Below are 20,746 nucleotides of genomic sequence, written 5' to 3' on the forward strand. Positions count from 1 at the left end.
ATCAGTATAACTGACTAAAGGAGGAAACAATGTCAGATCATTTTAAAATGGATGGACTGGAAATTCTCGCAATGCGCGCCGCCAAGGGGGAAATTCGCCGCCGCGATTTCGTCAAGGGCGCAGCACTGCTGATGGCTACGCCGCTGGCATTGCGCGCGACAACCGCGTTTGCGGCGGATAACCTCGTCGTGGCGAATTGGGGTGGCGACGCCCTGACGGCTTACAAGGATGCATTTGCCGACGTCTTTAACAAGACAGCCGGAATGGGGCTGACCATCGATGGCAGTGGGCCGACCGAAGGCGCGATCAAAGCTCAGATTGCGTCTGGAAAAGTGATATGGGACGTTATCGATACAGATCCCAACATCGGTATCGATTTCGGGAGAAAGGGAAACCTTGAGGCGATCGATTACAGTGTCGTGGACCGCTCGAAAGTTCATTCCCACACCGCTCACGAATTCGCCGTGGGCAATTTCTTCTACAGCTTCGTGTTGGCCTACGATTCCGAAAAATACGCGGAGCGGCCACCGGTGACACCAGCAGATTTCTGGAACGTCTCCGAGTTTCCAGGCAAGCGCACGATGTACAAATGGATGAATGGCATGGTCGAGGCAGCCTTGCTCGCCGATGGTGTTCCAAAGGACAAGCTCTACCCGCTGGATATAGATCGGGCGCTGAGCAAGATCGAGGAACTCAAGCCACATATTATCAGCTTCTGGGGGTCCGGTGCAGATAGCCAGCAGGCGCTTCTCGAAGGAGAGGCCTCGATGGGATATGTGTGGAGCACTCGCGCCGGGCTCATGGAGCGCGACACCGACGGCAAGATCAAGTCGTCATTCGATTCAGGTTTCCTGGCCTATGATGCCTGGATGGTTCTTAAGCAGAACCCGGCTGGCAAACAGGCAGCGATGCAGTTTATTGCGGCGGCGCAGGATCCGGAAGCGCAAGCAATCCTTTTCAAGCTCCTGGGCAATGGCCCGATCAATCCGGAGGCCGAGAAATTTATTCCTGCTGACCAGCAGAAGTTCAACCCTGGCTCTGCCGAGAATGTGGCAAAGCAAGTTCTACTTGATGCGGAATGGTACACTGACAACTACTCCGCCAGCCTGGAGAAATTCCTGGCAATGGTATCCGGCTGATTGAGGTAACGATCTATGTTGCCAAACTGGCGATTTTCGCTGTTGCTACTGCCGCTGCCACTTCTGGTGGCGGCAGTCTATATTGTTCCGTCTTTGCTTGTCGTTCGTTGGAGTTTCACCGAACCACAACTCGGCATAGATCAATATATTCGAATAGCGACCGATCCCGTCGTACAGACCGTATTGCTCCGGACACTGCGCATCTGTCTGTTTGCCGTCACCATTGCGGTCGTGCTCGCCTACATGCTCGCCTATCAAATGGTCTTTGGCAGCCCGATGATGCAAGCCATCACGACATATTTCATCATGGTGCCATTCTGGATCTCCGTCCTGGTACGCACCTTTGGCTGGCTTGTCCTGTTGCGCAACAACGGCTTGATCAACGAAACGCTGATGGGCGCCGGGATCATATCTGAACCACTTCCGCTTGTGAGGAATGAACTCGGTAGTTTGATTGGCATCATTCACTACCTGATCCCCTTCGCCGTGTTCCCGATCGCCTCTTCGCTTCGTCAAATCGACAAGTCGACGCTACGCGCAGCGTGCGCTCTGGGCGCATCGAGGTCGCGAATTTTCTGGCAGATAACGGTGCCGCTCTCCGCCAGCGGCATAATCGGCTCGGTAGTGATCACGGCTATTTTTACGCTTGGCTTCTTCATCACGCCAGCGATCCTGAGCGGTGGACGCAGTGTCATGGTTTCGGAGTACATCTATCTACAGTTGTTCCAGACGGTAAACTGGGGTTTGGCTTCGGCACTTAGCGTGGTGATCATTGTTGCGGTGGCAACGATCGCAATCGTGATGCGCCGTTTCCTGAAGCTTGGAACAGTCGGAGGCTGAATATGCGAATTTCAAAGGCCACCGATCAGCCGGGCTGGCTGAGCAAAGCGATCGCCATCCTCACGATGCTATTCCTGTCGCTGCCGCTGATCGCCATTGTTCCGGTGTCATTCACATCCAAACGATATTTGTCGATGCCGGATGGCATATGGTCTGTCCGTCATTATGCATCGCTGTTTACGAATCCAGTGTGGCTTGATTCCATCAAAACAAGCTTGATGATCGGGGTAATCGTTGCGATTATCTCAACGACGCTCGCGGTCCTGTTTGGTCTGGGGCTGTGGTACGTCCGGTCGAAACTAACCATCATCTTGTCGGCAATCGTGTTTGTCCCAATGCTGATGCCGCCCGTCGTTTCGGCAATCATCCTGTACTTCTTTGGAATCAAAGTCTCTGGACTTCTACCATTTATCGGCTTCGACAGCGTGGGTGGTGTGATTATCGCGCATGTCCTGCTGGCTACGCCATTTTCGCTCGTCAGCTTTTTGGTCGCTCTCTCTCGTGTCGACCGTAAACTCGACATGGCCGCACGGGCGCTGGGCGCGACGCTTTCACAGTCCATCATGTACATTATCCTTCCAAACACCAAGTTCGGAATCATCACGGCTGCCCTGATGGCATTCATCCTGTCATGGGAGGAAATCACGGTGACGCTTTTCATAACGAGCGCCAGTGTCGTGACGCTGCCTCGTGAAATGTGGAACGGAATGCGCGATAACGTTGACCCGGCAATCGCTGCCATTTCCTCCATACTGATCGTCTTCACCATCGGGGCAATTCTCGGTCGCGATCTTTTCGTCGCAGCAAGGACCTTTCGGTCGGGGAAACGACTCGCAAACACAAGGTAGAACAGCGCACAAGATGACAAAGCTTCTTTCATTCAATATAAAAACGCTGCAAGGTGGCGTCGAAGGACGACCAAGCCCGGATAGGTTGATCGAGGGCGACCCGGTAACGACGACCTGGCTAATGGAAGACCAGGCTGCACAGGCTGGTATCTGGGCGGCAACCGAAGGTGCTCAGAGAATGGAGCGCGGCGACACAACCTGGGAGTTGTTCACAATTCTGGACGGCGAGGTCGAGATTGCCGAAGACGGCGGAGCGCCGCAGCGCTTTGGACCTGGTGACACGGTAATTGTAAAACCGGGATTTCAAGGAATATGGCGGACCCTGCACCCAGTCAAGAAATCCTTTGTGACCCTGGAAATCCCTTCGTCTAGCCTTGGACGCTCAAACTCTTTAAAGGATGATGCTGCCGACCGCGTTTGAGACTGCGAGGCGTAGGTGCGTCAAGATCGCCAACTGGTAGCATCCTCTACCTAATTGTTCCGATGCTCTGCAGGATGTCGTGGATCGACAAGACCGCCTGCTCGATGTCCGAACGTGATGTGTGGATCGGTCCCCGGATGGCGGGAGGCGTGAAGCGCAGCCAGAGAACACCACCGTCTGCTGACGGCTGCTCCAGGGCGGCACCATGACAGGTGCAGCGACGCGTGACTCTACGAGTTGGTGTGCCCGGCTGACGTCGGCTGGAGCCAGCGTGCGACCTTGTGTGAGCTCGGCATCGATCCGGAGATCATTCGAGAACGGCAAAAGGCCGGGCGGCCGAGGTCGTGTCGACGCACGGTTTGACGGGAAGGCGAACGCCTCCGCGGCCAGTGCTCGACGAAGGCGAGCCGAGCGGCTTTCACTGATCCTCGGCAGTTCCACCCAGCGTTTGAGGATTCTGGGAGGGCGGATTACCTCACAAGCTTGAGTGCCTGAGCCAATCTGCGAACAACGAAGCGGATGAAGATAGCTGACGATCTCGCCGCGTTACCATGTAGACGCCACCGTCCGCATTTACCTTTGAGGGAAAAAGCTCAACCAGTTGGCCCAGGCGCACGAACTCGCTCGCCGTTCCAATCCATCCTAGCGCAATTCCCCCGCCGGCCAAGGCTGACTGCATCATCATCAGGTGATTGTCGAAGTGATCGCCTGCGAGGTTTACGGGGCGCTTTACGTTGTGGTGATCAAACCATTGATACCAGTCATACCAGGTTTTGTCGTCGGCCCTTGCATGCAGCAGAGCGTGCTTCAAAAGATCTTCTGGTTCCTTGATCGCGGCACTTCTCGCAAGATAGCTCGGACTGGCCACGGGAACGATTAGTTCCGCTATCAGAAGCTCGGCGTCGCAGCCTTCCCACGAACCTTTTCCAAAGCGAATTGATAGGTCGATTTCGTGGGAAAGGTCGGGGAGGCCTTGGTAGGCCGTCACCATGTTCAACACGATATCGGGATATACATCATGAAATTCCTTGAGCCTTGGAAGCAGCCAGAAGTTGGCGTAGGCGAGGTTGCAAGAGACCGTGACGGTGTTTGAGTCCCTCATTCTCTGAAGGGCCTCGCCTTCCGTCTGAATAATGTTCAGGCCCGATACCAAAGCCGCAACATAACGACGACCTTCATCCGTCAACGTGACGGGGCGGCTCTGCCTTTCGAACAAGCGTGCGGTGAGGAAATCTTCCGCTTGACCAACAAGGTGGCTGACGGCGGATTGGGTAACGTTCAACTCCTCGGCCGCCTTTGAGAAGCTGCCCAGCCTAGCGGTTGCCTCGACTGCCAACATGGCTCTCAGCGGTGGGATGTGCTTCCAGTACTTCATTAGCGCTGCTCATATCAGCATGAATGCTATCCGCATATGAAAAGCACATAACTCGGCTAGTCTCAAGTGATCACCTGCGTCCATCCGCTCTCAAATTGTCATAGCGGTACTTGAGGAAATCTAATGTTCTCGCTGCCTTTGTCATCCGAACAAATTAAAGTGGAAGTTCTAGGCTCGGTGCTCGTTGTAACGATGAACCGGCCTCCAGCCAACGCAATCGATACAGCGTTCTCAACCGAACTATTCAAGATCTTCAAGGCGTTCAACGAAAGCGATGAACTCCGGGTAGCGGTCCTCACCGGCGGCGAAAACAAACACCAAATCTTCTCCGCAGGCTGGGATCTGAAGGCAGTGGCTCGCGGCGAAGGTCGTGATCCTGAAAAGGGGTTCGACCTGGGGCCGGGGGGCATCGGTGGCTTGCCGGAATTTTTCGACCTAAAGAAGCCGGTTATCGCCGCCGTCAATGGCGCAGCGGTTGGCGGCGGTTTCGAACTCGCGCTGGGCGCTGATATCATCGTCGCCTCCGATGACGCATATTTCTCTCTTCCGGAGATGCAGCGCGGCTTTCTTCCCGATGGCGGCGCAATTCAGAAGCTTCATCATCGCATCCCGTTCAACGTCGCCATCGATCTAATGTTGACCGGCCGGCGTATGGGGGCCGAGGAGGCAAAGCACTGGGGAATGGTCCGGGATGTCGTGTCTCGCGACCAGATCCTCCCCCATGCCATAGAGATCGCGCAAAACATAGCTTCCGGCGCCCCGCTCGTGGCGGCGGCGTTGAAGGAATACATGCGCGCCGCGGCACATCTCTCCGTCGAGGAGTCTCATTCGCTCGTAAAGCGGGCATGGATCGGTAAGAGCGGCCTGCAAAGCTATGAGCGGATGCTTCAATCGGAAGATTTCGATGAAGGCGCTGTCGCGTTCTCGGAGAAGCGAAATTCCCAGTTCAAGGGCGCATGACGATGGACGCGATTGACCACGCAACATCCAATTCAGGCCTTTTGTCGAATCGGCTTACTCCGATGTTCGAGCCCCGCACCATCGCGGTCGCGGGTGCTTCGGAGCGTGATAAGTCGTTTGGTCTGAGGCTTGCGCAATCGGTTCTCAGCGCAGGCGATCACAACAAGATCAACTTCATTAATCCTCGCTACTCGACCATCCTCGGAAGACCATGCCATGCGGGCTTCAGTGAACTCGACGAAGCGCCGGATCTCGCTGTTCTCGGTGTTGGCGCTCAGAACCTGGAGCGATCGCTTGCCGACGCGATCAAGCGCGGCGCCCGATCGGCCGTAATCTTCGACGCATGTCAGGGTGAGACGGCGGCCGGTGGGTCCTTGTTGCAACGACTTCGCGACATGGCCCTGGAGGCGGATATTCCGGTTTGCGGCGGGTCTGGCATGGGCATCATCAACGTCCCGTCGGGTTGCGTTGCAAGCTTTTACGGAGCCGGCCACCTCAAACCTGGCGGCATCACGCTGATCGCCCACTCCGGCTCCGTCTTCACCACTCTTGCCATGAACGACCCGCGCTTCCGGTTCGACCTCATGGTGTCGTCCGGTCAGGAAATCGGCGCAACGATCGACGAATACATCGATTATGCCGTGACGAGGTCTTCGACCAAGGTGATCGCGGTGTTCATGGAGGCCGCGCGAGATCCGTCCCGATTCCTTTCGAGCCTGAAGCGCGCACGCGATATCGGCGTCCCAGTCGTCGTTTGCAAGGTCGGACGCACCGAGGAAAGCGCGCGAATGGCTCGCTCTCACACGGGAGCAATCGCGGGCTCGCGCTCTGCTTACGACGCTGCGTTTGAAGAGGCCGGCGCGATTACGGTCGATACCGTCGACCAGCTCATGAATGTCGCACTACTATGCTCGACCGGACGTTTTCCGGCGGCAGGCGGCGTTGGGCTTGTTACCGATTCCGGAGGCCTGCGTGAGCTTACGATGGACATTGCAGCTGAGGCGCAAGCTCCTCTCGCGCGCTTTTCCCCCGCAACGCAGGAGCTCTTGCGTGCTGCGCTTCCGGCTCAACTCGAGCCCTCGAATCCACTCGATTGCGCGGCTGACTTGACGGATGATTTTTCGCGCGTGTTCGTGGATGGGGTCAGTATTCTCGCTGATGCCGAAGAGGTCTCGATGATCGGCTTGGAAGCCGATCTAAGGGATGACTATGTGTACGAGGAAGGACTCCGTGAGCTGGCGGAAACGCTTGCGCAGCGGACGGACAAGCCCTGTTTCTTTTATACCAGTTTTGGTCGCACCAATAATCGCGCTCTCGGCGAAGCGCTCGCTGAAAAAGGCGTCCCTTGCATCAACGGCGCTGGCGAGATGCTGGCAGCGGTGAGCCGGCTGCAGGCCTGGGCGGACAGGCGTCGTTCTCAACGGGAGACGGCACCTGATTATGCGCCAAAGGCGGTAGTTGACGCGTGGCGAGAGCGGCTTCTGCAATCTACGCACATCGATGAGCACTTCGCTCTGGCCATGATGGATGGCTTTGGCGTGCCTGCGGCAGCGGGCGAGATCCATGAGGACTGGGAAGGGCTGAGGGCAGCAGCATCGAGGATCGGCTATCCCGTCGTCCTCAAGACGGCCGCCGTGGGTATCGACCACAAGAGCGACGAGGGCGGCGTCTTTCTGAACCTTCGCGATGAAGGCGCACTGGAGGCAGCATACACTCGGATCAACTCACTGTTGGGAACGCGCGTAATCGTTCAACGGATGGCTTCGAAAGGGGTCGAACTTGCCTTCGGCTACATTCATGATCCGGACTTCGGACCGATCGTGATGGTCTCGGCCGGCGGGGTTCTCATGGAGTATTTCTCCGGTCGGCAGTTTGCGCTTGCTCCGGTCAATGAAAGCCGCGCTCTCGAAATGATCGAGCGATTGCCGATAGCGCGACTTCTCGATGGCGTGAGAGGAGCGCAACCGAGCGACAAGCGATCTGCTGCGCGAGCATTCTCTGCCTTCTCCGTCATGTGCGCCTCCATGGGTGATGTTCTCGAAGAAGTCGACGTGAACCCGGTCATCGTTTCGGAGACCGGCGCTCTGGCTGTTGACGGCCTTGTCGTAGTCAAAGATTCGGGGGATCAGCATCAATGAAAGCTGCGATCGTTGGTGGTGGCGTCATAGGAGGTGGGTGGGCAGCCCGGTTCCTCCTGAACGGATGGGATGTATCGCTTTACGACAAAGGCGGTCGTTCGCTGGAGCGGGTCGAGCAGGTGGTTTCAAACGCCAGGGCAAGCTTGCCGCTCATTTACGAGGGGCAACTTCCTCCAGCGGGCAAGCTCCATGTTCACGATGATCTGAAAACGACCGTTTCGGATGCGGACTGGGTTCAGGAATCGGTCCCGGAACGGCTGGATATCAAATCGGCCGTGCTGCGCGAAATTTGTGAAAGCGCGAGACCTGAGGCCGTGATTGGCTCCTCCACATCCGGCTTTATGCCGTCGACTCTTGCCGAGACGCTGCCTGGCCGCGAGAGGTTCCTCGTCGCTCATCCCTTCAATCCTGTCTATCTGCTGCCGCTGGTCGAACTGGTGCCGTCGAAGTGGACCGCCGCGGCCACGGTCGAGATGGCTTCGGAGATCCTGTCGGGCATTGGCATGAAGCCGCTCACTCTCCGTCGCGAGATCGACGGCTTTATCGCCAATCGTCTGCAGGAGGCGATGTGGCGCGAATCCCTCTGGCTGATCCATGACGGGATCGCGACGACGACCGAGATCGACGACGCGCTGCGATACGGGTTCGGACTCCGCGGCGCGCAAATGGGCCAGTTCGATACCTATCGCGCCGCAGGGGGCGAGGGTGGCATGGCTCATTTCCTCTCGCAGTTCGGTCCGGCGCTCAAAGAACCCGTATCGCACCTCATGGATGTGCCGGACCTGGATGCCGAACTGATCGGCACGATCTCCCAGCAATCCGACGAGCAATCCGGGCATCTGACGATCGCGGAACTGGAGCAGCTTCGGGACCGGAATCTGGTGGGCATCATACGCGCCCTCAAGGACACGCAAACAGGGGCGGGCCAAACGGCCTTTGCCCATGACACTCGGCTGAAACAAGGGGCGGACGAGCTTACCAAAGGGAGCCACGCATGACGGAAAATTTTGACGCCATCATCATCGGGGGAGGTCACAACGGTCTCGTGTGTGGCGCATACCTGGCCAGAAACGGACTGAAGGTCAAAGTCCTTGAGCGCAGGCATATCGTCGGCGGAGCGGCTGTCACCGAGGAATTCCATCCTGGCTACCGCGCCTCGACCTTCTCCTACCTCATGAGCCTGTTGCATCCCAAGGTAATCAGGGAACTGGAACTCAAGAAACACGGCCTTGAAGTCCTGCCGTGCTCCGACATGTATTCGCCGCTCGATGACGACTACATCGTCTTTTCTGACGACGTCAAAAAAACCCAAAAGCAGTTCGGCCGCTTCAACAAGCACGATGCCGGCATTTACCCCGAATTCGATAAATATATCGGCGAGGCCGCCAACGTTGTCCGCCAGTTACTCTTCGACGTCCCCCCGGACCCGTCGAAGACGGATTTCAAATCCCTCAAGGAGCTTGCCGGTTTCGCCTGGAAATACCGCAAGATCGGCAACAAGCTGTATCGCCTGATCGACCTTCTCACCATGAGCGCCGAGGATTTCCTCCGCCAGTGGTTCGACGACACCCGTATCCGGGCAGTGCTCGCCTACTACGCCTCCATCGGCACCTTCGTCAGCCCGCGCACGCCCGGCTCGGCCTACGTCATCATCCATCACATCATGGGCGAGCATGAAGGCGCCGGCGGCTGGGGCTTCATCAAGGGCGGCATGGGTGCGATCACCCAGGCGATCGCCTCCTACGGCCGGACCGTCGGAATGGACGTCGAGGTCGATGCCGAAGTAGACAAGATCATAGTCGAAGACGGTCGGGCCGTCGGCGTGGCGCTGAAGAACGGTCGCGAATACCGCGCGAAGGTCGTCGCCTCCAATGCCGCGGCGCCTGTCACGTTCCTCAAGCTGATCGACGAAAAGGAGCTGCCCGCAGAATTCGTCCGTGACATCCGCAACTACCGGACCAGATCCTCGGCCTTCAAGATGAACGTCGCCTGCGAACGGCTCCCTCAATACAAGGGCCTCCAGAAGGCCCTGGACGACGGCGCGCTCGGCAGCTTCACCTATCCGACCTACATCCATATTGCGCCCGATATCGAGTATCTAGACAAGGCCTATACGGACGCCAAGGATGGCTGGTATTCGACGGAACCCTTCATCACCCCGGTATCGCCGACGATCGTCGACAAAACGCTGGCTCCTCCCGGAAAGCACGTCCTGAACCTCTTCGGCGGCCATGCGGCTTCTGAGCTGAAGGGGTCGACCTGGGCCGCCGAGAAAGACAACCTCGTCAAGAACACGCTCAACACGATGGATCGGTTCGCGCCGGGCTTTTCCAACGACATCATCGCCATGGACGTCCTCACCCCGGACGAAATCGAAAAGCGCGTCGCACTGCCGTCGGGTCACATCTTCCACGGCGAACTGGCGCCCGACCAGCTGTTCTTCAAGCGCCCGGTCAAGAACTACGCAAACTACCGCTCTCCCCTTAAGGGGCTCTATCAGTGCGGATCAAGCGCGCATCCGGGCGGCGGTGTGTCGGGCATTCCCGGCCACAACGCCGCGCGCGAAATCCTGAAAGACAACGGCAAGAAAATGCGCTGAGCGCAAACTATGAGGAAATGATATGGGCATGCTACGCCAGACACCCTATTACCATAAGCACAAGGCTCTCAACGCCGAGTTCGTGGACCGTATCGGCTATGCCGCCGCACTCCACTTCGGCTCCGTCGAGCTGGAGCACAAGGCAGCGCGGGAAGACGTCGGCTTGTTCGATGTCTATTCCCAGTATTTCCTGGAGGTTTCCGGGGAGGACTCCCTCACCATGCTGCAGAAGCTGACGGTGAACGACATCGCGAAGATTCCCGCGTACGGCGTCGTCTATACGTCGATGTGCAATGCGGACGGCGGAATGATCGACGACCTCCTGGTCTATCGCATGGCGGATGACGTGTTTCGCCTTTGCCCCACACCCTCCCGCATGGTAATCATCGAGGACTGGCTGCGACAGCATGCCTCTGACTTCCAGGTAACGATTGTCAACTACGGCGCGCGATTCGCCTACATCTCCGTGCAGGGTCCGAAGTCGCGCGAACTGATCTCCCGCCTGACTGACGCCGACATTTCGGCGTCGGCGCTGAAATATTTCCGCTTCACATTCGGGGATGTGGCCGGCGTTCCGAACGTCATGATCTCTCGTACAGGGTATTCCGGGGAACTGGGATTCGAGCTCTTCTATCCCACGGAGTATGCCGAGCATGTTTTCGACAAGCTGATGGAAGCCGGGAAGGATCTCGGCGTCAGGCCCTGCGGCCTTGCCTCGCTGGCGACGCTCCGCATGGAGAAGAAGTTCCCCCTCTACGGACTGGACCTCTCCCCTGACAATACCCCTGTCGAAGCCGGCCTCGAATGGACGGTTCGCCTCAAGAAGGGTGATTTCATGGGCCGGGAGGTCATCGCGCGCCAAATGCAGGAGGGCACCAGCCGGCGCTTGGTCCTGCTCGAGGTTGGCGACATCGACACGCCGGTTCGGATCGGCGACAAAATCCTCGTCGATGGCGAAAGCGTCGGAGCCGTTACCTCGGTCGCGAAGGGGTTCAGCGTCGGCAAGTGCCTGGCGCAGGGCTACATCGACGCGAAATTCTACGTTGATGGCGCTGCAGCATCGATCTCCGGCGAACAGGGTCAATGGCAAGCCGTCCTTCGCACAGAGGCCGTCTGGGATTCCAAACGCGAGCGGACCACTGCGTGAGCAGGCTTGGGAAGGATAGCGTTCCCTAACAATACTTTGTCAAATGGGAGATCTGCGGGTCACGGCATGAGATCCATTCATAATTGTATGAGCAGATCTCCCATTTAAGAACGGCAGAAAACCTATAAGGTTTGGTTGCTTGGATGTTTTGGGATTGGTCTTTCGGATTAAGGTGCGCCTTATCCGACAAGGAGGGGCGTTGAAAGCACTTCCAGCAACCAAAGCTAGTTTCTGGGAATGGTCTCGCGGCGTCGCCGATGTGTTCGGGCGGGGTATAATCGGCACAGCCGGCCTTCACCTTTCCCAAATCGGCGAAATTGAACCCCGAGGAGGCGCCGCGGCTGGTGAAGCCGCTTATGGAACACGCCAAAGAAGCCGACCATCGGCATCTCTAGGCGTGACGAGCGCAAGGGGACTGATGAGGCCTATTCCATGACGAATAATCTTTCAGGTTCAGAGACCTTCTATAAAGATGAGGAGACCAGCCTGCGCCAACAGCTATCGGCGGCTCTTCGTCTCGCCGTTCGTAACGATTGGCACGAAGCTGTTGCCAATCATTTCAGTCTGGCGATATCGGCTGACGGCAAGCAATTTCTGATGAATCCTCGATGGCGCCATTTCTCGCGGGTCAGAGCCTCCGATCTTTTGCTTTTGGACGCCGACGATGACACGACTATGCAGGATGACAATGCGCCCGATCCCACGGCTTGGGCTATCCATGGCCGGATCCACGCAAGCCGGCCGGATGCGCGTTGCATCCTTCACGTCCACCCTCCTTACGGCACAACATTAGCCTGCCTTGCAGATCCAGAGATCAAGCCAATTGATCAGAACACCGCGCGTTTTTTCAACCGCACCGCAATCGACCTTGAGTTTGGGGGTATCGCTGATGATTCCGACGAAGCGAATCGCTTAGCGCGCAAGCTTGGCAACAAGCGATGCATGATTATGGGAAATCATGGTGTCCTGGTCACCGCTCCAACCGTTGCAGAGGCATATGACGAGCTCTACTTCCTCGAAAAAGCTTGTAAGACGCTCGTATTCGCGTACTCGACCGGGAAGCCGTTGAATGTAATGAGCGACGAGCTTGCGGAGAAGACCGCTCAGGGATGGGACGAGTATCGCGATCAATCGTTCGCACACTTTGCGGAGATGGTCCGAATCCTCGATCAAGAGGAGCCGGATTACGCGCACTAAGAGGTATGAGACGGCTATGCGGATAAAACCGCAATGAAATCTTCTCATCTAAGTATGAGGGTTTCCCGTATATGAACCCGGCAGAAATCCTGTAATGTTGGGGTATAAGGGTGAGGAGAAGGTGAGCTCAGGTAATAATCGCAAGCAAATGCGCTGAGCCACCGAACGTAGACAGCTGAAGCACATACTTTGGATAGAGACTGGCGGACACGGCACCGGCAGGCGCGAAGCCGTGCCATTTGCGGGCTGAAGGTGAACGACCTTCATCGCGCCGTACGTCGAGGAGTATGGCCTGCCGAGTGCCGTCGACCTTCTCAACGATCAGGTCGGTTCGCCGGACGCCGTGCCCCCGACGCTGTAATTCGCTGACGAGTTTCGTCACGAGGCCGGCGACATACCGATTGATGGTCTCGGCCGCGCCGATCGGCTCGGCAAAAGCCTTGCTGACCTCGACAATGTCAGGCGTGCGGATAGGATCGATGGGCTCGGCCATCTGTCCATACATCTGATCGAGCCGGCGTCCGATCTCCGGTCCGAAGCGAAGGGCGAGGGGCGCGCGCGCCGTCGCCGCCAATTGGCCAATGGTCTGGAAGCCAAGCGTCCTCAGATCGCCAACGACCTCGCCGGGGAGGCGTAGCAGGGAAATCGGCAAGCGATCGACGGCGCGCGCCGTCGCGCCCGCCGGCACGATTACGGTCTCGCGCGCGATCGCACGGGCGCAAGCGTGGGCCGCGCCCCAGGTGTCGGCGATGGCAATGCGGGCGGTGAGGGATCGGCCACGAAACCGGTTCACGGTCGCGGTCAACATGCTCTCTTCCCCGCCCTGCAGGTGGTCGGCGCCTTCGGTATCCATCACGATCCCGTCGGGAAGGTCCATGGCGACAACAGGCGAATATTGTGTCAGCGCCCAAAGCGTGATGCGTTCCAGTGCTGCGGCGTCGGCCGCCGGATCGGCGTCGACGAGCATCAGGTCACGAAAGAGCGCCTGGGCTTTTGCCGCCGGCATCCCGACCTTCACGCCGACTTTCCGTGCCGCCGTATCGGCCGCCGCGACCCAGCGCCGGGAACCGCTTCGCGCGATGACGGCGATCGGCTGTTCAGCGGGCAGCGACGGATCGGCCCGTCTGATCCTGTCGGTCGGCAGGTCCGGTAGATAGATCGATACGACCCGAGGCATCACAGGCTCCAACAATATACTCAGCGCACTCGCCCGCTTTCACGCGCATCAATTCCAGCAGCCAATTCGCCCGTCCCACGGTGGCGACCGGCAAGTCCTCGGAGGGGAGGACGCTCACCCGCCATCGAGTGGTCGAGGCGGTCGGCTGACCATAGTCGGAGGCCTCCGTCGGCCGCCGCCAGCGCCGGACGACCATTGCCATCGCCCCCGTCTTTTCGGCGGCGAGCTGCAATCGGCGGCTTGCCACCATCGGCAATCGTACAAGCTCGGCGACGACGGCGCCGAGCCCGCCATAGGCAAGCGCCTCCTCGGCATTCGCGAGGACATCTTCCTCTTTGTCGCTCTCGACGAAATAGACGCGGTCGGGATGAAGCCCCGCCTGCGCGAGCGCCGGGAAAAACAGGTCCGGCCGCGTCAGGCACCAGACGATCGGTCCCGTCGTTCGAGCCGCGATGCCGGCAACGAACAGCGCAGCGGCCGCGCCGTCGACCGCTCCAGCACCACCACCTGAGAATTCGTGAAGCGCGCCATAGGCGAGACCTCCACCCGGAAGCGCGGCGTCGATCTCCGCCACCTGAAACGGCAACGAACCAGCCCTTCGCGAGGCAGGGCTCTCCATCGAGGCGACGCGCTCTCTCAGCTCGGTTATCACCCTGTTTCGGGCAGCATTCATCGTTCACGGACTCCGAAGCGTTCGTGTTGGCGGGCGACGTCATGTCGTTCAGGTATTTGTTCTGTATTTGTTCCTCGTGGCAAAAAGAGTCAAGCCACCCGAAAATAGGAAAATTGTCTCACATTTTTGCCCGTGCGGGATTTTTGCTTGCGAATCATCGACATGGGTTTGGCGACAGCGCGCCAGCCGACTTCAAAAAAACTTATGCGGTTCGCCATCGGGCAGCGCTGGCGATTGTTCCTCGTATGTTCACATGATAGCTTGGCCCGATCAGACCGGATCGGAGACCGGAATTGTCCCGCCTGTTCGCAATATCACGGCCTATTGAGGAGATCGTCGCGCATTTCGGCGTCAATGTTTCCTCGGTGACGAGTGTTCCCCCGGAGACCGTCGAGGGCGCTCCCGGCCTGATCGTGCTCGAAAAGGATGGTCTCCGCCTCCTGAAATCCGTGACCTGGGGCTTTCCCCGTCAAACCGGCGAGATGCGCCATAACGGCGAACCGCCGGGGCGCATAGGGCTCGTCGCCGACCTCACCAATCCGCTCTGGGATCAACTTGTCATCGATGCCAGGTATAGGTGCCTGATAGCGCTAACACACTTCGCCAATCCTGACGGGGTCAAGGGATCGAAGACGAGAACATGGTTCTCGTTTCATCGCCAGCCGCTGGTCGCCTGGGCCGGCTTCTGTCGCAACACGCCGCAGTTCGGGCCGGTCTTTGCAGCCATGACTATGGCGGCGAACGAGAAGATCAGACCGTTGAATGAACGGATGCCCGTCCTGCTGAAGCCGGAGGAGTACGAGCGCTGGCTTCATGGATCGATCGAGGATGTCATCGCGTTCCAGTTCCGCGAGCCTCCCGCGTCAGATGAGTTTACCGTGCTGCAGACGCGCGATCGCTGGCAAAGCGGCACGCCGCCATCCAAGGCTTCACGCCGTCGGGATGACGTGTTTATCTGAACCTATCCGCCAGGCGAAAGGTTGATCGAATGTGCAACTTATACACCGTCCGCGTGACGGCCGCGGAGGTGGCCGCTCATTTCGGCGTGCCGAACCCGATGCAATCCAACGCCCCTGATGAGGTCTATCCTGGGATGCCCGGCCTGGTCGTCACCGAGAACGAGGGTGTTCGCGATCTTCGCTCGATGACCTGGGGTTTTCCGCTCCGGCTGAAAACCATGAAACCGGACGCCAAGCCGAAGCCGGTCAACAACGTTCGGGAACTCACCAAGGGCATGTGGGTCGGCCTCGCGCGAAAACCGCAGTGGCGATGCCTGATCCCCGTCACGCATTTTGCGGAAGCGGAAGGCGAGAAGGGCAAGATGACGCGGACCTGGTTCAGCATGCGCAACGAACCGATCTTCGCGTGGGCGGGTCTATGGCGCGTCAGCGACGAGTGGGGACCGGTCTATTCTGGCGTCATGACCGACGCCAACGCGGCGGTCGCGCCGGTTCACGACCGCATGCCGGTCCTGCTGCATCGCGACGATTACCAGCAATGGCTTCATGGCACCTTCGATGACGTGCTTGCGTTTCAAAAGCGGGTCTTCCCGCCTAACCTCATCGAGGTGGAGCGGACCACGGATCTCTGGGTGAAGAAGAAGAAACCGGGGCCGGAGAATGCTGTTCTGCTTTAGCGCTGGCCCCGGCATGGCTGGATCGGCGAACAGAATTCATGGTAGGCTGTTGCCGCGAAGGCGTGGGATGTGGCGCTCGCCTCACCCGATTCCGAGATGGTGTTGATGAAGCGACATGCTCCTGAGCAAACGCCAATCCGGGACGACCCGAACTTCACGCATCTGCACCGCGCCTGCCTATTGTGGGTCTATTACCTTCGCGCGGAAAGCGAAGTGAAGAAGCAGGCCTTCCTGTACGAAGCCGCAAAACACCTCATGCAGCTGCAGCCTTGCGGTGACGAAGGTGAACAGGTCTACGTCCAGGTGTGGGAGGCTATGCGGCGCCGCGAGATGGGTAGAGCCTATGTCGAGACAAAGGTTGGGTACAACTTTGTCCAAGCGACGGACGAAGGCGGTTTTCACACTTCGAGGGTGATCACTTATAAGCAGGGCAGTGAAGATGATAATAATATCAGATAGTTAGTTCCATAATAAGTGTTATGCGATATGTTATAACGTTATGAAATATGCTTTACCGCGACGGCTCGAATTGATCAGCTGCCCTACTTGGACTACGCTTCTCGCCGACAAAAGACTCTCCAGGAGTACCAATATGAAAGAGGCCAACAAGGATCTCCCGCGCGCACCGCGAGACTGGTGGGAGAAGACTCTCTTCGCCTTGATACTGGTTCTGCCCTCGACGATCTATCCATTCGCCAAGGCCTTCAGTACGACGGTGACACCCCTCGGCACCTCGCTCGTGGTCGCCGGCACGCTTATCGGTCTTCTCCTGTTGTCGATCTTCAGGCATGTAGGGCCAACCTTCGTGGAAAAGCGTGAGGCAGCGTATCAAAACCGTCATGCAGCCGAGATCTATTCGATCCCGGTGACCTTCGACACGGAGCCGGCATTCGTGCCGGGCTTCTCCAGGCTGAGGGCGACGCGCGCCGACAACAGCCAGACCGTTGGCGCCTGGAAGCTGCGTTTCGATCACGGCCGCCAGGCGGCGTGACGGCTGTCATGGAAGAAGAGACACCTCCGAACGCTGAAGCAAAGACCTTCGTATCCGACAAAGCGATTGCCGCCTATCTGGATGATGCCTTCAGAATTGGAGATGCCGGCAAAGTCGCCGATGCGCTCGGCGTCGTCGCGCGCGCCAAAGGCATGGCGGCCGTAGCGGAGCAAGCCGGCCTGCCGCGCGAGCAGCTTGAGAAATCACTTCGCCCGGACGGCGACCTGACGATCAGTACGATGCTCGGCATACTGCCGGTGCTTGGAGTTAAGTGGACAGTACGGCACGATGCGGGCCACACGTCTGACGAGGTCTGATTTCCGTACGCAAACCTGCTGCCGGGACCGTGCCTTATTTCACGGGCGCGCAAATTGCTCACGTCGCGCCACCCGCCCGCTTTGACAAACTATTTGACTATCCGACACAAAAGCGCTCCCTCACGGATCGGCGCTTCTGGGCACTGTCTTATTGGGAGCTGAGGAGCGCGACGCAAAATCAGTTTCCAAATTGGGAATTTTACACTTGTTTCCAATTTGGGAACGCGCTAAATAGGAGCAAGCGTGAACGTTATCGCGAAGTCCGCTTTGGTCAATTTCTGGAATGGTCTGCCGAAAGGAGCCCCAAGAGAAACCGCTGAAGCAGCGATGACGGAATGGTATGCCACCGCATCAAAAGCAAGCTGGAACAATTTCAGCGAGCTGAAGAAAACCTTCAACTCGGCCGACATCGTCGCCGGCAACAAGGTGATCTTCGACGTGGGCGGCAACAAATATCGCATTGTGGGGTTGGTCGCGTTTCGGACGAAGCGGATTTACGTTCTGTTTGTCGGGACGCATGCCGAGTACGACGCAATTGACGTCTTGAAGCTCTGACCTGAAAGGAAGTCGATATGTTGAATTTAAAAGCCTTTCGAACCCTTCAGAGTGAAGACGAGTACCAGGCCGCATTGAAGGAAGTCCGGCCTTACTTCGAAAATGAACCCGACGAAGGCTCTGAAGAAGCGGCTCATTTTGACGCGCTCGTCCTTCTGATCGAACAGTATGAAGGCAAAAACTACCCGATCCCGGCAGCGAGCCCCGTCGAGGTGGTCAAGTCGGTGATGGCTGCTAACAACTACACGCGCGCGGATCTGGTAGCCGTTATTGGCTCCAAAGCACGGGCCGCCGATCTTCTGAATGGTAAGCGGGAAATCAATCTCGAGCAGATCCGCAAGCTCAGCAAGGAATGGAACATTCCGGCTGGCTCGTTGATCGGCGATGTCGCCGCCTAGCGGCGGTGCTTCTTGCACCAATCGCCACCCAGGGGAAGATCTATTTCGCTGGCATGCAAATTAGCGGCCGGAGTTCCTGAACGATAACGCCGGCCTTCGGCGAAAGCATCGCGCCGATCCAGTTATCCGAAAACACCCCTGCCCCATCCGCCGCCGAAAGCCAGATCACCTCGTTTGTGTCGAGCTCGATTTTCACCTCGCTTCCGATCGGGCTGCCGACGACCGCCTGAACGTAGTGGCGCTTGATCGGGTGAACCGTCCCCTGAGAATCCGTCAGCCGGTTTTCGCGATAGTCCAGCCGGATCACCCCCTCCTCCACAGCCGCCGCGCAATCGGCGGCACGCTCGCAACGAAGGACCGAGGAGAAAGTGCAGGACCAGGTAAAGCCGCTGCGCCACATCGGATTGTCCGCCGCCCAGGATGAGGACGCCACCAGCAGCAGCGCCGAAATCAGCAGGTAATTCAAGGTTCCTCATCCCCCTCATGCCAATGTCGCGTTCGGAACGGAACGCGTGGGGATGATTATAAAATATAGTTTACGAAGTGCGCAACAGCGCCGTCAGAAAGACGGAGGAGCGAGGGGTCGATCGTCGCCATCACGGGATTTCACACCCATCATCAGTTCCTGAAGAGGGATTTTGAGATTCGTGCTGATCCGCGTGATTACCTGCAATGATGGATTTGCGGTCCCCTTGAGAATCCCGAAATAGTAGGGATTGGTCATCTCGCAGAGGACCGCCATCTCCTTTTTGGTCAGGCCGCGCTTCTCGCGCTCTCGCTCCATGACCGCGGCCATGTTTCGCAGGATCATCGTCCCGAGGTCCGTGTCGACCTTCTTACGCTTGCTCGTCATCGTCGGATAAACTATAATTTACTCGTTACAGTGTTTGATGAGAAAGTTGCCGATGCTCGCCAAAGCCATGACTGCTCACGTCATCGTCGGAATGTTTCTGACGGCCGCGACGCTTCCCGCACCTGCTGCTGCAAGCCAATGGGGATGCGAGGTTCTGTTGTGCGCCTCGTCCTCCAATCCCTCCTGGAGGGGCGTGCCCGCCTGCCACCCGCCGATGACCCGCCTCATTTCCGCGATGAAGAAGCCCGGATTCGACTGGCCGACCTGCCCCGAGGCGGGCACGGGTTCGCCGGGCCACGAGAGATACGCGGAGTGCCCGGAGGGATATCAGGTCGGAAGCAGGAGGGACCGCGACGGTTTCGCCCGCGAGGGCGATCTGTGCGTCAAGACAGTCAACATTTGCCAGGGCAAAACGCACGGTCTCTACAGTTCTGATCGGCAGCGGAGCTGCATACAAACGGTCTCCATATCCCGACCGCTCAGGTCAGATCCTTATTACTTCGACATCAAGAATGACACGTCAGGGCAAACCGAGCGGCATTGGTTCGGGCTCAACAGATAGACGGTTTTCCACGGTTAAGGAAGGTTTAAATCCATGCGCACCGTCAACCGGCATACTCTTTTAGGCCACGTCGGCAACATCATACCGCTGAAAAGTGTGCTGAAAGTGAACGTCGCCACAAATCGCGAATGGCAGGCCGACGGGGAAAGAAAAAGTGCCACCGACTGGGTGCAGATAACGATCCTCGATAAGAAACAAGCCCAATGGATCGAAGAAAACGTTGGTCAGGGCGATCTCGTCTATATCGAGTCGCGCGTATCCAACAGCAGCTACGAGAGGGATGGCGAGCAGGTCTATGCGACCGACGTCATCGCGCAGATCTTCAACCTGGTCTCGAAGAGCAAAGCCCATAGCCAGGCATAGCCGGTGTTTCGAGTGTTGCGTCGGGCGAGCCTTCGGCGGGCACGCATTGCCGGACGGGCCGTTATGTGGGGCGTTTCCGTGGGCGAGAGGGAGGGGATGGTGGCCAGGCCTCGTGTCTGCAGTGGACGGCTTCCCCTGAAGCGAGCCAATCCCGCTCTTCTGGGATGGCAACCTGGTCCGGTTCAGGGCTCCGACGATCAACCCGCGGGGGGTCCGTTAGCAAGCTACGGCCGCTTCGGCTTGCGCCTTCGCGGTGATCGCGCCCTGCCCCGGACCAAACATGGTGCCATCGAGCGGGAATTGGCCCGCTCCCGGATGGAGCCTCATCATGTCGCACGATCTCTCCCTTGCACAATCCCATGCCTTTCATCTCGCTCGCACCCTCATGGTTCCGGTGACCCTGTTCAGATCGGCCGGCGAATACGGCGTGCTGCCGAGCGAGGAGCTCGACGATGCAGATGTCGACGTGATCCACGAGATCGATCCCTTCGACTTCGGCCCGGCTCATTGAGCCCGGGCCTTCCCCACTTCGGATGCCGCATCCATGCGGTGTCCGC

24 protein-coding genes and 1 pseudogene are annotated in these 20,746 nt (G+C 58.2%); 20 read left to right on the forward strand and 5 right to left on the reverse strand.

Annotation, left to right across the window (positions count from 1 at the left end):
- Positions 1–29 precede the first annotated feature (29 nt).
- The 4 genes from J2X50_RS16770 to J2X50_RS16785 are packed head-to-tail and all read left to right on the forward strand — an operon-like array spanning position 30 to position 3,248.
- Positions 30–1,139 (forward strand): ABC transporter substrate-binding protein, encoded by a 1,110-nt coding sequence (locus J2X50_RS16770; protein ID WP_306041306.1) that lies wholly within the window; start codon positions 30–32, stop codon positions 1,137–1,139.
- A gap of 15 nt (positions 1,140–1,154) precedes the next feature.
- Positions 1,155–1,979 carry an ABC transporter permease gene (locus J2X50_RS16775; protein ID WP_191192688.1) on the forward strand — a complete coding sequence of 275 codons (825 nt, stop codon included), beginning with the start codon at positions 1,155–1,157 and terminating at the stop codon, positions 1,977–1,979.
- Positions 1,980–1,981: 2 nt separating this feature from the next.
- Entirely contained in the window at positions 1,982–2,827 is an 846-nt protein-coding gene (locus J2X50_RS16780; RefSeq protein WP_191192687.1) for an ABC transporter permease, read from the forward strand.
- A gap of 13 nt (positions 2,828–2,840) precedes the next feature.
- A complete protein-coding gene (locus J2X50_RS16785; protein ID WP_191192686.1) occupies positions 2,841–3,248 on the forward strand; it encodes a cupin domain-containing protein in 408 nt (135 codons plus the stop codon).
- 475 nt (positions 3,249–3,723) lie between these two features.
- Here J2X50_RS16785 and J2X50_RS16790 read toward each other — a convergent pair whose 3' ends face one another.
- Positions 3,724–4,623 (reverse strand): LysR substrate-binding domain-containing protein, encoded by a 900-nt coding sequence (locus tag J2X50_RS16790; RefSeq protein ID WP_306041314.1) that lies wholly within the window; start codon positions 4,621–4,623, stop codon positions 3,724–3,726.
- Positions 4,624–4,746: 123 nt separating this feature from the next.
- Between J2X50_RS16790 and J2X50_RS16795 the strand changes: the two genes are divergently transcribed.
- The 6 genes from J2X50_RS16795 (at position 4,747) to J2X50_RS16820 (ending at position 12,664) form a co-directional block, all read left to right on the forward strand.
- The gene (locus J2X50_RS16795) at positions 4,747–5,583 is read left to right on the forward strand and encodes an enoyl-CoA hydratase-related protein (RefSeq protein ID WP_306041316.1); all 837 of its coding nucleotides are present in this window, start codon (positions 4,747–4,749) and stop codon (positions 5,581–5,583) included.
- A 2-nt stretch (positions 5,584–5,585) separates the two neighbouring features.
- On the forward strand, positions 5,586–7,721 hold the full coding sequence (locus J2X50_RS16800) for an acetate--CoA ligase family protein (RefSeq protein WP_306041318.1): 2,136 nt from the start codon (positions 5,586–5,588) through the stop codon (positions 7,719–7,721).
- Positions 7,718–8,719 carry a 3-hydroxyacyl-CoA dehydrogenase NAD-binding domain-containing protein gene (locus tag J2X50_RS16805; protein WP_306041319.1) on the forward strand — a complete coding sequence of 334 codons (1,002 nt, stop codon included), beginning with the start codon at positions 7,718–7,720 and terminating at the stop codon, positions 8,717–8,719. The genes J2X50_RS16800 and J2X50_RS16805 overlap by 4 nt, the downstream gene beginning before the upstream one ends.
- Positions 8,716–10,320, forward strand: coding sequence for a phytoene desaturase family protein (locus tag J2X50_RS16810; RefSeq protein ID WP_306041321.1), 1,605 nt, complete (start codon positions 8,716–8,718; stop codon positions 10,318–10,320). Before J2X50_RS16805 ends, J2X50_RS16810 begins: the two co-directional genes overlap by 4 nt.
- A gap of 28 nt (positions 10,321–10,348) precedes the next feature.
- Entirely contained in the window at positions 10,349–11,467 is a 1,119-nt protein-coding gene (gcvT, locus tag J2X50_RS16815) for a glycine cleavage system aminomethyltransferase GcvT (protein WP_306041323.1), read from the forward strand.
- A gap of 432 nt (positions 11,468–11,899) precedes the next feature.
- Positions 11,900–12,664 (forward strand): class II aldolase/adducin family protein, encoded by a 765-nt coding sequence (locus tag J2X50_RS16820; RefSeq protein WP_306041325.1) that lies wholly within the window; start codon positions 11,900–11,902, stop codon positions 12,662–12,664.
- A 286-nt stretch (positions 12,665–12,950) separates the two neighbouring features.
- On the opposite strand, the pseudogene J2X50_RS16825 reads toward J2X50_RS16820, so the two are convergent.
- Both J2X50_RS16825 and J2X50_RS16830 read right to left on the reverse strand, forming a co-directional pair.
- A pseudogene (locus J2X50_RS16825) lies at positions 12,951–13,841 on the reverse strand (Y-family DNA polymerase); the annotation flags it as partial.
- Positions 13,762–14,514 (reverse strand): ImuA family protein, encoded by a 753-nt coding sequence (locus J2X50_RS16830; protein WP_306041133.1) that lies wholly within the window; start codon positions 14,512–14,514, stop codon positions 13,762–13,764. The pseudogene J2X50_RS16825 and the gene J2X50_RS16830, both read right to left, overlap by 80 nt.
- Before the next feature lie 293 nt (positions 14,515–14,807).
- Between J2X50_RS16830 and J2X50_RS16835 the strand changes: the two genes are divergently transcribed.
- The 7 genes from J2X50_RS16835 to J2X50_RS16865 all read left to right on the forward strand — a co-directional run bounded on the left by J2X50_RS16835 (position 14,808) and on the right by J2X50_RS16865 (position 18,411).
- Entirely contained in the window at positions 14,808–15,473 is a 666-nt protein-coding gene (locus tag J2X50_RS16835; protein WP_306041135.1) for an SOS response-associated peptidase family protein, read from the forward strand.
- Between the two features lie 29 nt (positions 15,474–15,502).
- Positions 15,503–16,150 carry an SOS response-associated peptidase gene (locus J2X50_RS16840; protein WP_306041138.1) on the forward strand — a complete coding sequence of 216 codons (648 nt, stop codon included), beginning with the start codon at positions 15,503–15,505 and terminating at the stop codon, positions 16,148–16,150.
- A 69-nt stretch (positions 16,151–16,219) separates the two neighbouring features.
- Positions 16,220–16,609 carry a hypothetical protein gene (locus J2X50_RS16845; RefSeq protein ID WP_306041140.1) on the forward strand — a complete coding sequence of 130 codons (390 nt, stop codon included), beginning with the start codon at positions 16,220–16,222 and terminating at the stop codon, positions 16,607–16,609.
- Between the two features lie 133 nt (positions 16,610–16,742).
- A complete protein-coding gene (locus J2X50_RS16850) occupies positions 16,743–17,141 on the forward strand; it encodes a hypothetical protein (RefSeq protein ID WP_306041142.1) in 399 nt (132 codons plus the stop codon).
- A gap of 8 nt (positions 17,142–17,149) precedes the next feature.
- The gene (locus tag J2X50_RS16855; protein ID WP_306041144.1) at positions 17,150–17,458 is read left to right on the forward strand and encodes an addiction module antidote protein; all 309 of its coding nucleotides are present in this window, start codon (positions 17,150–17,152) and stop codon (positions 17,456–17,458) included.
- 243 nt (positions 17,459–17,701) lie between these two features.
- Positions 17,702–18,013 carry a type II toxin-antitoxin system HigB family toxin gene (locus J2X50_RS16860; RefSeq protein WP_306041146.1) on the forward strand — a complete coding sequence of 104 codons (312 nt, stop codon included), beginning with the start codon at positions 17,702–17,704 and terminating at the stop codon, positions 18,011–18,013.
- A gap of 17 nt (positions 18,014–18,030) precedes the next feature.
- A complete protein-coding gene (locus tag J2X50_RS16865) occupies positions 18,031–18,411 on the forward strand; it encodes a helix-turn-helix domain-containing protein (RefSeq protein WP_306041148.1) in 381 nt (126 codons plus the stop codon).
- A gap of 40 nt (positions 18,412–18,451) precedes the next feature.
- Here J2X50_RS16865 and J2X50_RS16870 read toward each other — a convergent pair whose 3' ends face one another.
- Positions 18,452–18,877, reverse strand: a complete 426-nt coding sequence (locus J2X50_RS16870; protein ID WP_306041150.1) for a hypothetical protein — start codon at positions 18,875–18,877, stop codon at positions 18,452–18,454.
- A gap of 93 nt (positions 18,878–18,970) precedes the next feature.
- Positions 18,971–19,264, reverse strand: a complete 294-nt coding sequence (locus J2X50_RS16875; protein WP_429096693.1) for a helix-turn-helix domain-containing protein — start codon at positions 19,262–19,264, stop codon at positions 18,971–18,973.
- A 52-nt stretch (positions 19,265–19,316) separates the two neighbouring features.
- On the opposite strand from J2X50_RS16875, the gene J2X50_RS16880 reads away from it, so the two are divergent.
- The 3 genes from J2X50_RS16880 to J2X50_RS16890 all read left to right on the forward strand — a co-directional run bounded on the left by J2X50_RS16880 (position 19,317) and on the right by J2X50_RS16890 (position 20,700).
- Entirely contained in the window at positions 19,317–19,826 is a 510-nt protein-coding gene (locus J2X50_RS16880) for a hypothetical protein (protein WP_306041154.1), read from the forward strand.
- Between the two features lie 33 nt (positions 19,827–19,859).
- Positions 19,860–20,189, forward strand: a complete 330-nt coding sequence (locus J2X50_RS16885) for a single-stranded DNA-binding protein (protein ID WP_306041155.1) — start codon at positions 19,860–19,862, stop codon at positions 20,187–20,189.
- A 328-nt stretch (positions 20,190–20,517) separates the two neighbouring features.
- Positions 20,518–20,700, forward strand: a complete 183-nt coding sequence (locus J2X50_RS16890) for a hypothetical protein (protein WP_137934740.1) — start codon at positions 20,518–20,520, stop codon at positions 20,698–20,700.
- Positions 20,701–20,746 lie beyond the last annotated feature (46 nt).

Origin of the sequence: Aminobacter sp. BE322, assembly GCF_050433525.1 — a bacterium.
Taxonomy (GTDB): domain Bacteria; phylum Pseudomonadota; class Alphaproteobacteria; order Rhizobiales; family Rhizobiaceae; genus Aminobacter.

What these genes read in the sequence shown, in the direction of transcription:
- J2X50_RS16770 (WP_306041306.1), top strand. Translation starts at nt 30, where the DNA reads ATGTCAGATCATTTTAAAATGGATGGACTGGAAATTCTCGCAATGCGC.
- J2X50_RS16775 (WP_191192688.1), top strand. Translation starts at nt 1,155, where the DNA reads ATGTTGCCAAACTGGCGATTTTCGCTGTTGCTACTGCCGCTGCCACTT.
- J2X50_RS16780 (WP_191192687.1), top strand. Translation starts at nt 1,982, where the DNA reads ATGCGAATTTCAAAGGCCACCGATCAGCCGGGCTGGCTGAGCAAAGCG.
- J2X50_RS16785 (WP_191192686.1), top strand. Translation starts at nt 2,841, where the DNA reads ATGACAAAGCTTCTTTCATTCAATATAAAAACGCTGCAAGGTGGCGTC.
- J2X50_RS16790 (WP_306041314.1), bottom strand. Translation starts at nt 4,623, where the DNA reads ATGAAGTACTGGAAGCACATCCCACCGCTGAGAGCCATGTTGGCAGTC.
- J2X50_RS16795 (WP_306041316.1), top strand. Translation starts at nt 4,747, where the DNA reads ATGTTCTCGCTGCCTTTGTCATCCGAACAAATTAAAGTGGAAGTTCTA.
- J2X50_RS16800 (WP_306041318.1), top strand. Translation starts at nt 5,586, where the DNA reads ATGGACGCGATTGACCACGCAACATCCAATTCAGGCCTTTTGTCGAAT.
- J2X50_RS16805 (WP_306041319.1), top strand. Translation starts at nt 7,718, where the DNA reads ATGAAAGCTGCGATCGTTGGTGGTGGCGTCATAGGAGGTGGGTGGGCA.
- J2X50_RS16810 (WP_306041321.1), top strand. Translation starts at nt 8,716, where the DNA reads ATGACGGAAAATTTTGACGCCATCATCATCGGGGGAGGTCACAACGGT.
- gcvT (WP_306041323.1), top strand. Translation starts at nt 10,349, where the DNA reads ATGCTACGCCAGACACCCTATTACCATAAGCACAAGGCTCTCAACGCC.
- J2X50_RS16820 (WP_306041325.1), top strand. Translation starts at nt 11,900, where the DNA reads ATGACGAATAATCTTTCAGGTTCAGAGACCTTCTATAAAGATGAGGAG.
- J2X50_RS16830 (WP_306041133.1), bottom strand. Translation starts at nt 14,514, where the DNA reads ATGAATGCTGCCCGAAACAGGGTGATAACCGAGCTGAGAGAGCGCGTC.
- J2X50_RS16840 (WP_306041138.1), top strand. Translation starts at nt 15,503, where the DNA reads ATGTGCAACTTATACACCGTCCGCGTGACGGCCGCGGAGGTGGCCGCT.
- J2X50_RS16850 (WP_306041142.1), top strand. Translation starts at nt 16,743, where the DNA reads ATGAAAGAGGCCAACAAGGATCTCCCGCGCGCACCGCGAGACTGGTGG.
- J2X50_RS16855 (WP_306041144.1), top strand. Translation starts at nt 17,150, where the DNA reads ATGGAAGAAGAGACACCTCCGAACGCTGAAGCAAAGACCTTCGTATCC.
- J2X50_RS16865 (WP_306041148.1), top strand. Translation starts at nt 18,031, where the DNA reads ATGTTGAATTTAAAAGCCTTTCGAACCCTTCAGAGTGAAGACGAGTAC.
- J2X50_RS16875 (WP_429096693.1), bottom strand. Translation starts at nt 19,264, where the DNA reads ATGACGAGCAAGCGTAAGAAGGTCGACACGGACCTCGGGACGATGATC.
- J2X50_RS16880 (WP_306041154.1), top strand. Translation starts at nt 19,317, where the DNA reads ATGCTCGCCAAAGCCATGACTGCTCACGTCATCGTCGGAATGTTTCTG.
- J2X50_RS16885 (WP_306041155.1), top strand. Translation starts at nt 19,860, where the DNA reads ATGCGCACCGTCAACCGGCATACTCTTTTAGGCCACGTCGGCAACATC.
- J2X50_RS16890 (WP_137934740.1), top strand. Translation starts at nt 20,518, where the DNA reads ATGTCGCACGATCTCTCCCTTGCACAATCCCATGCCTTTCATCTCGCT.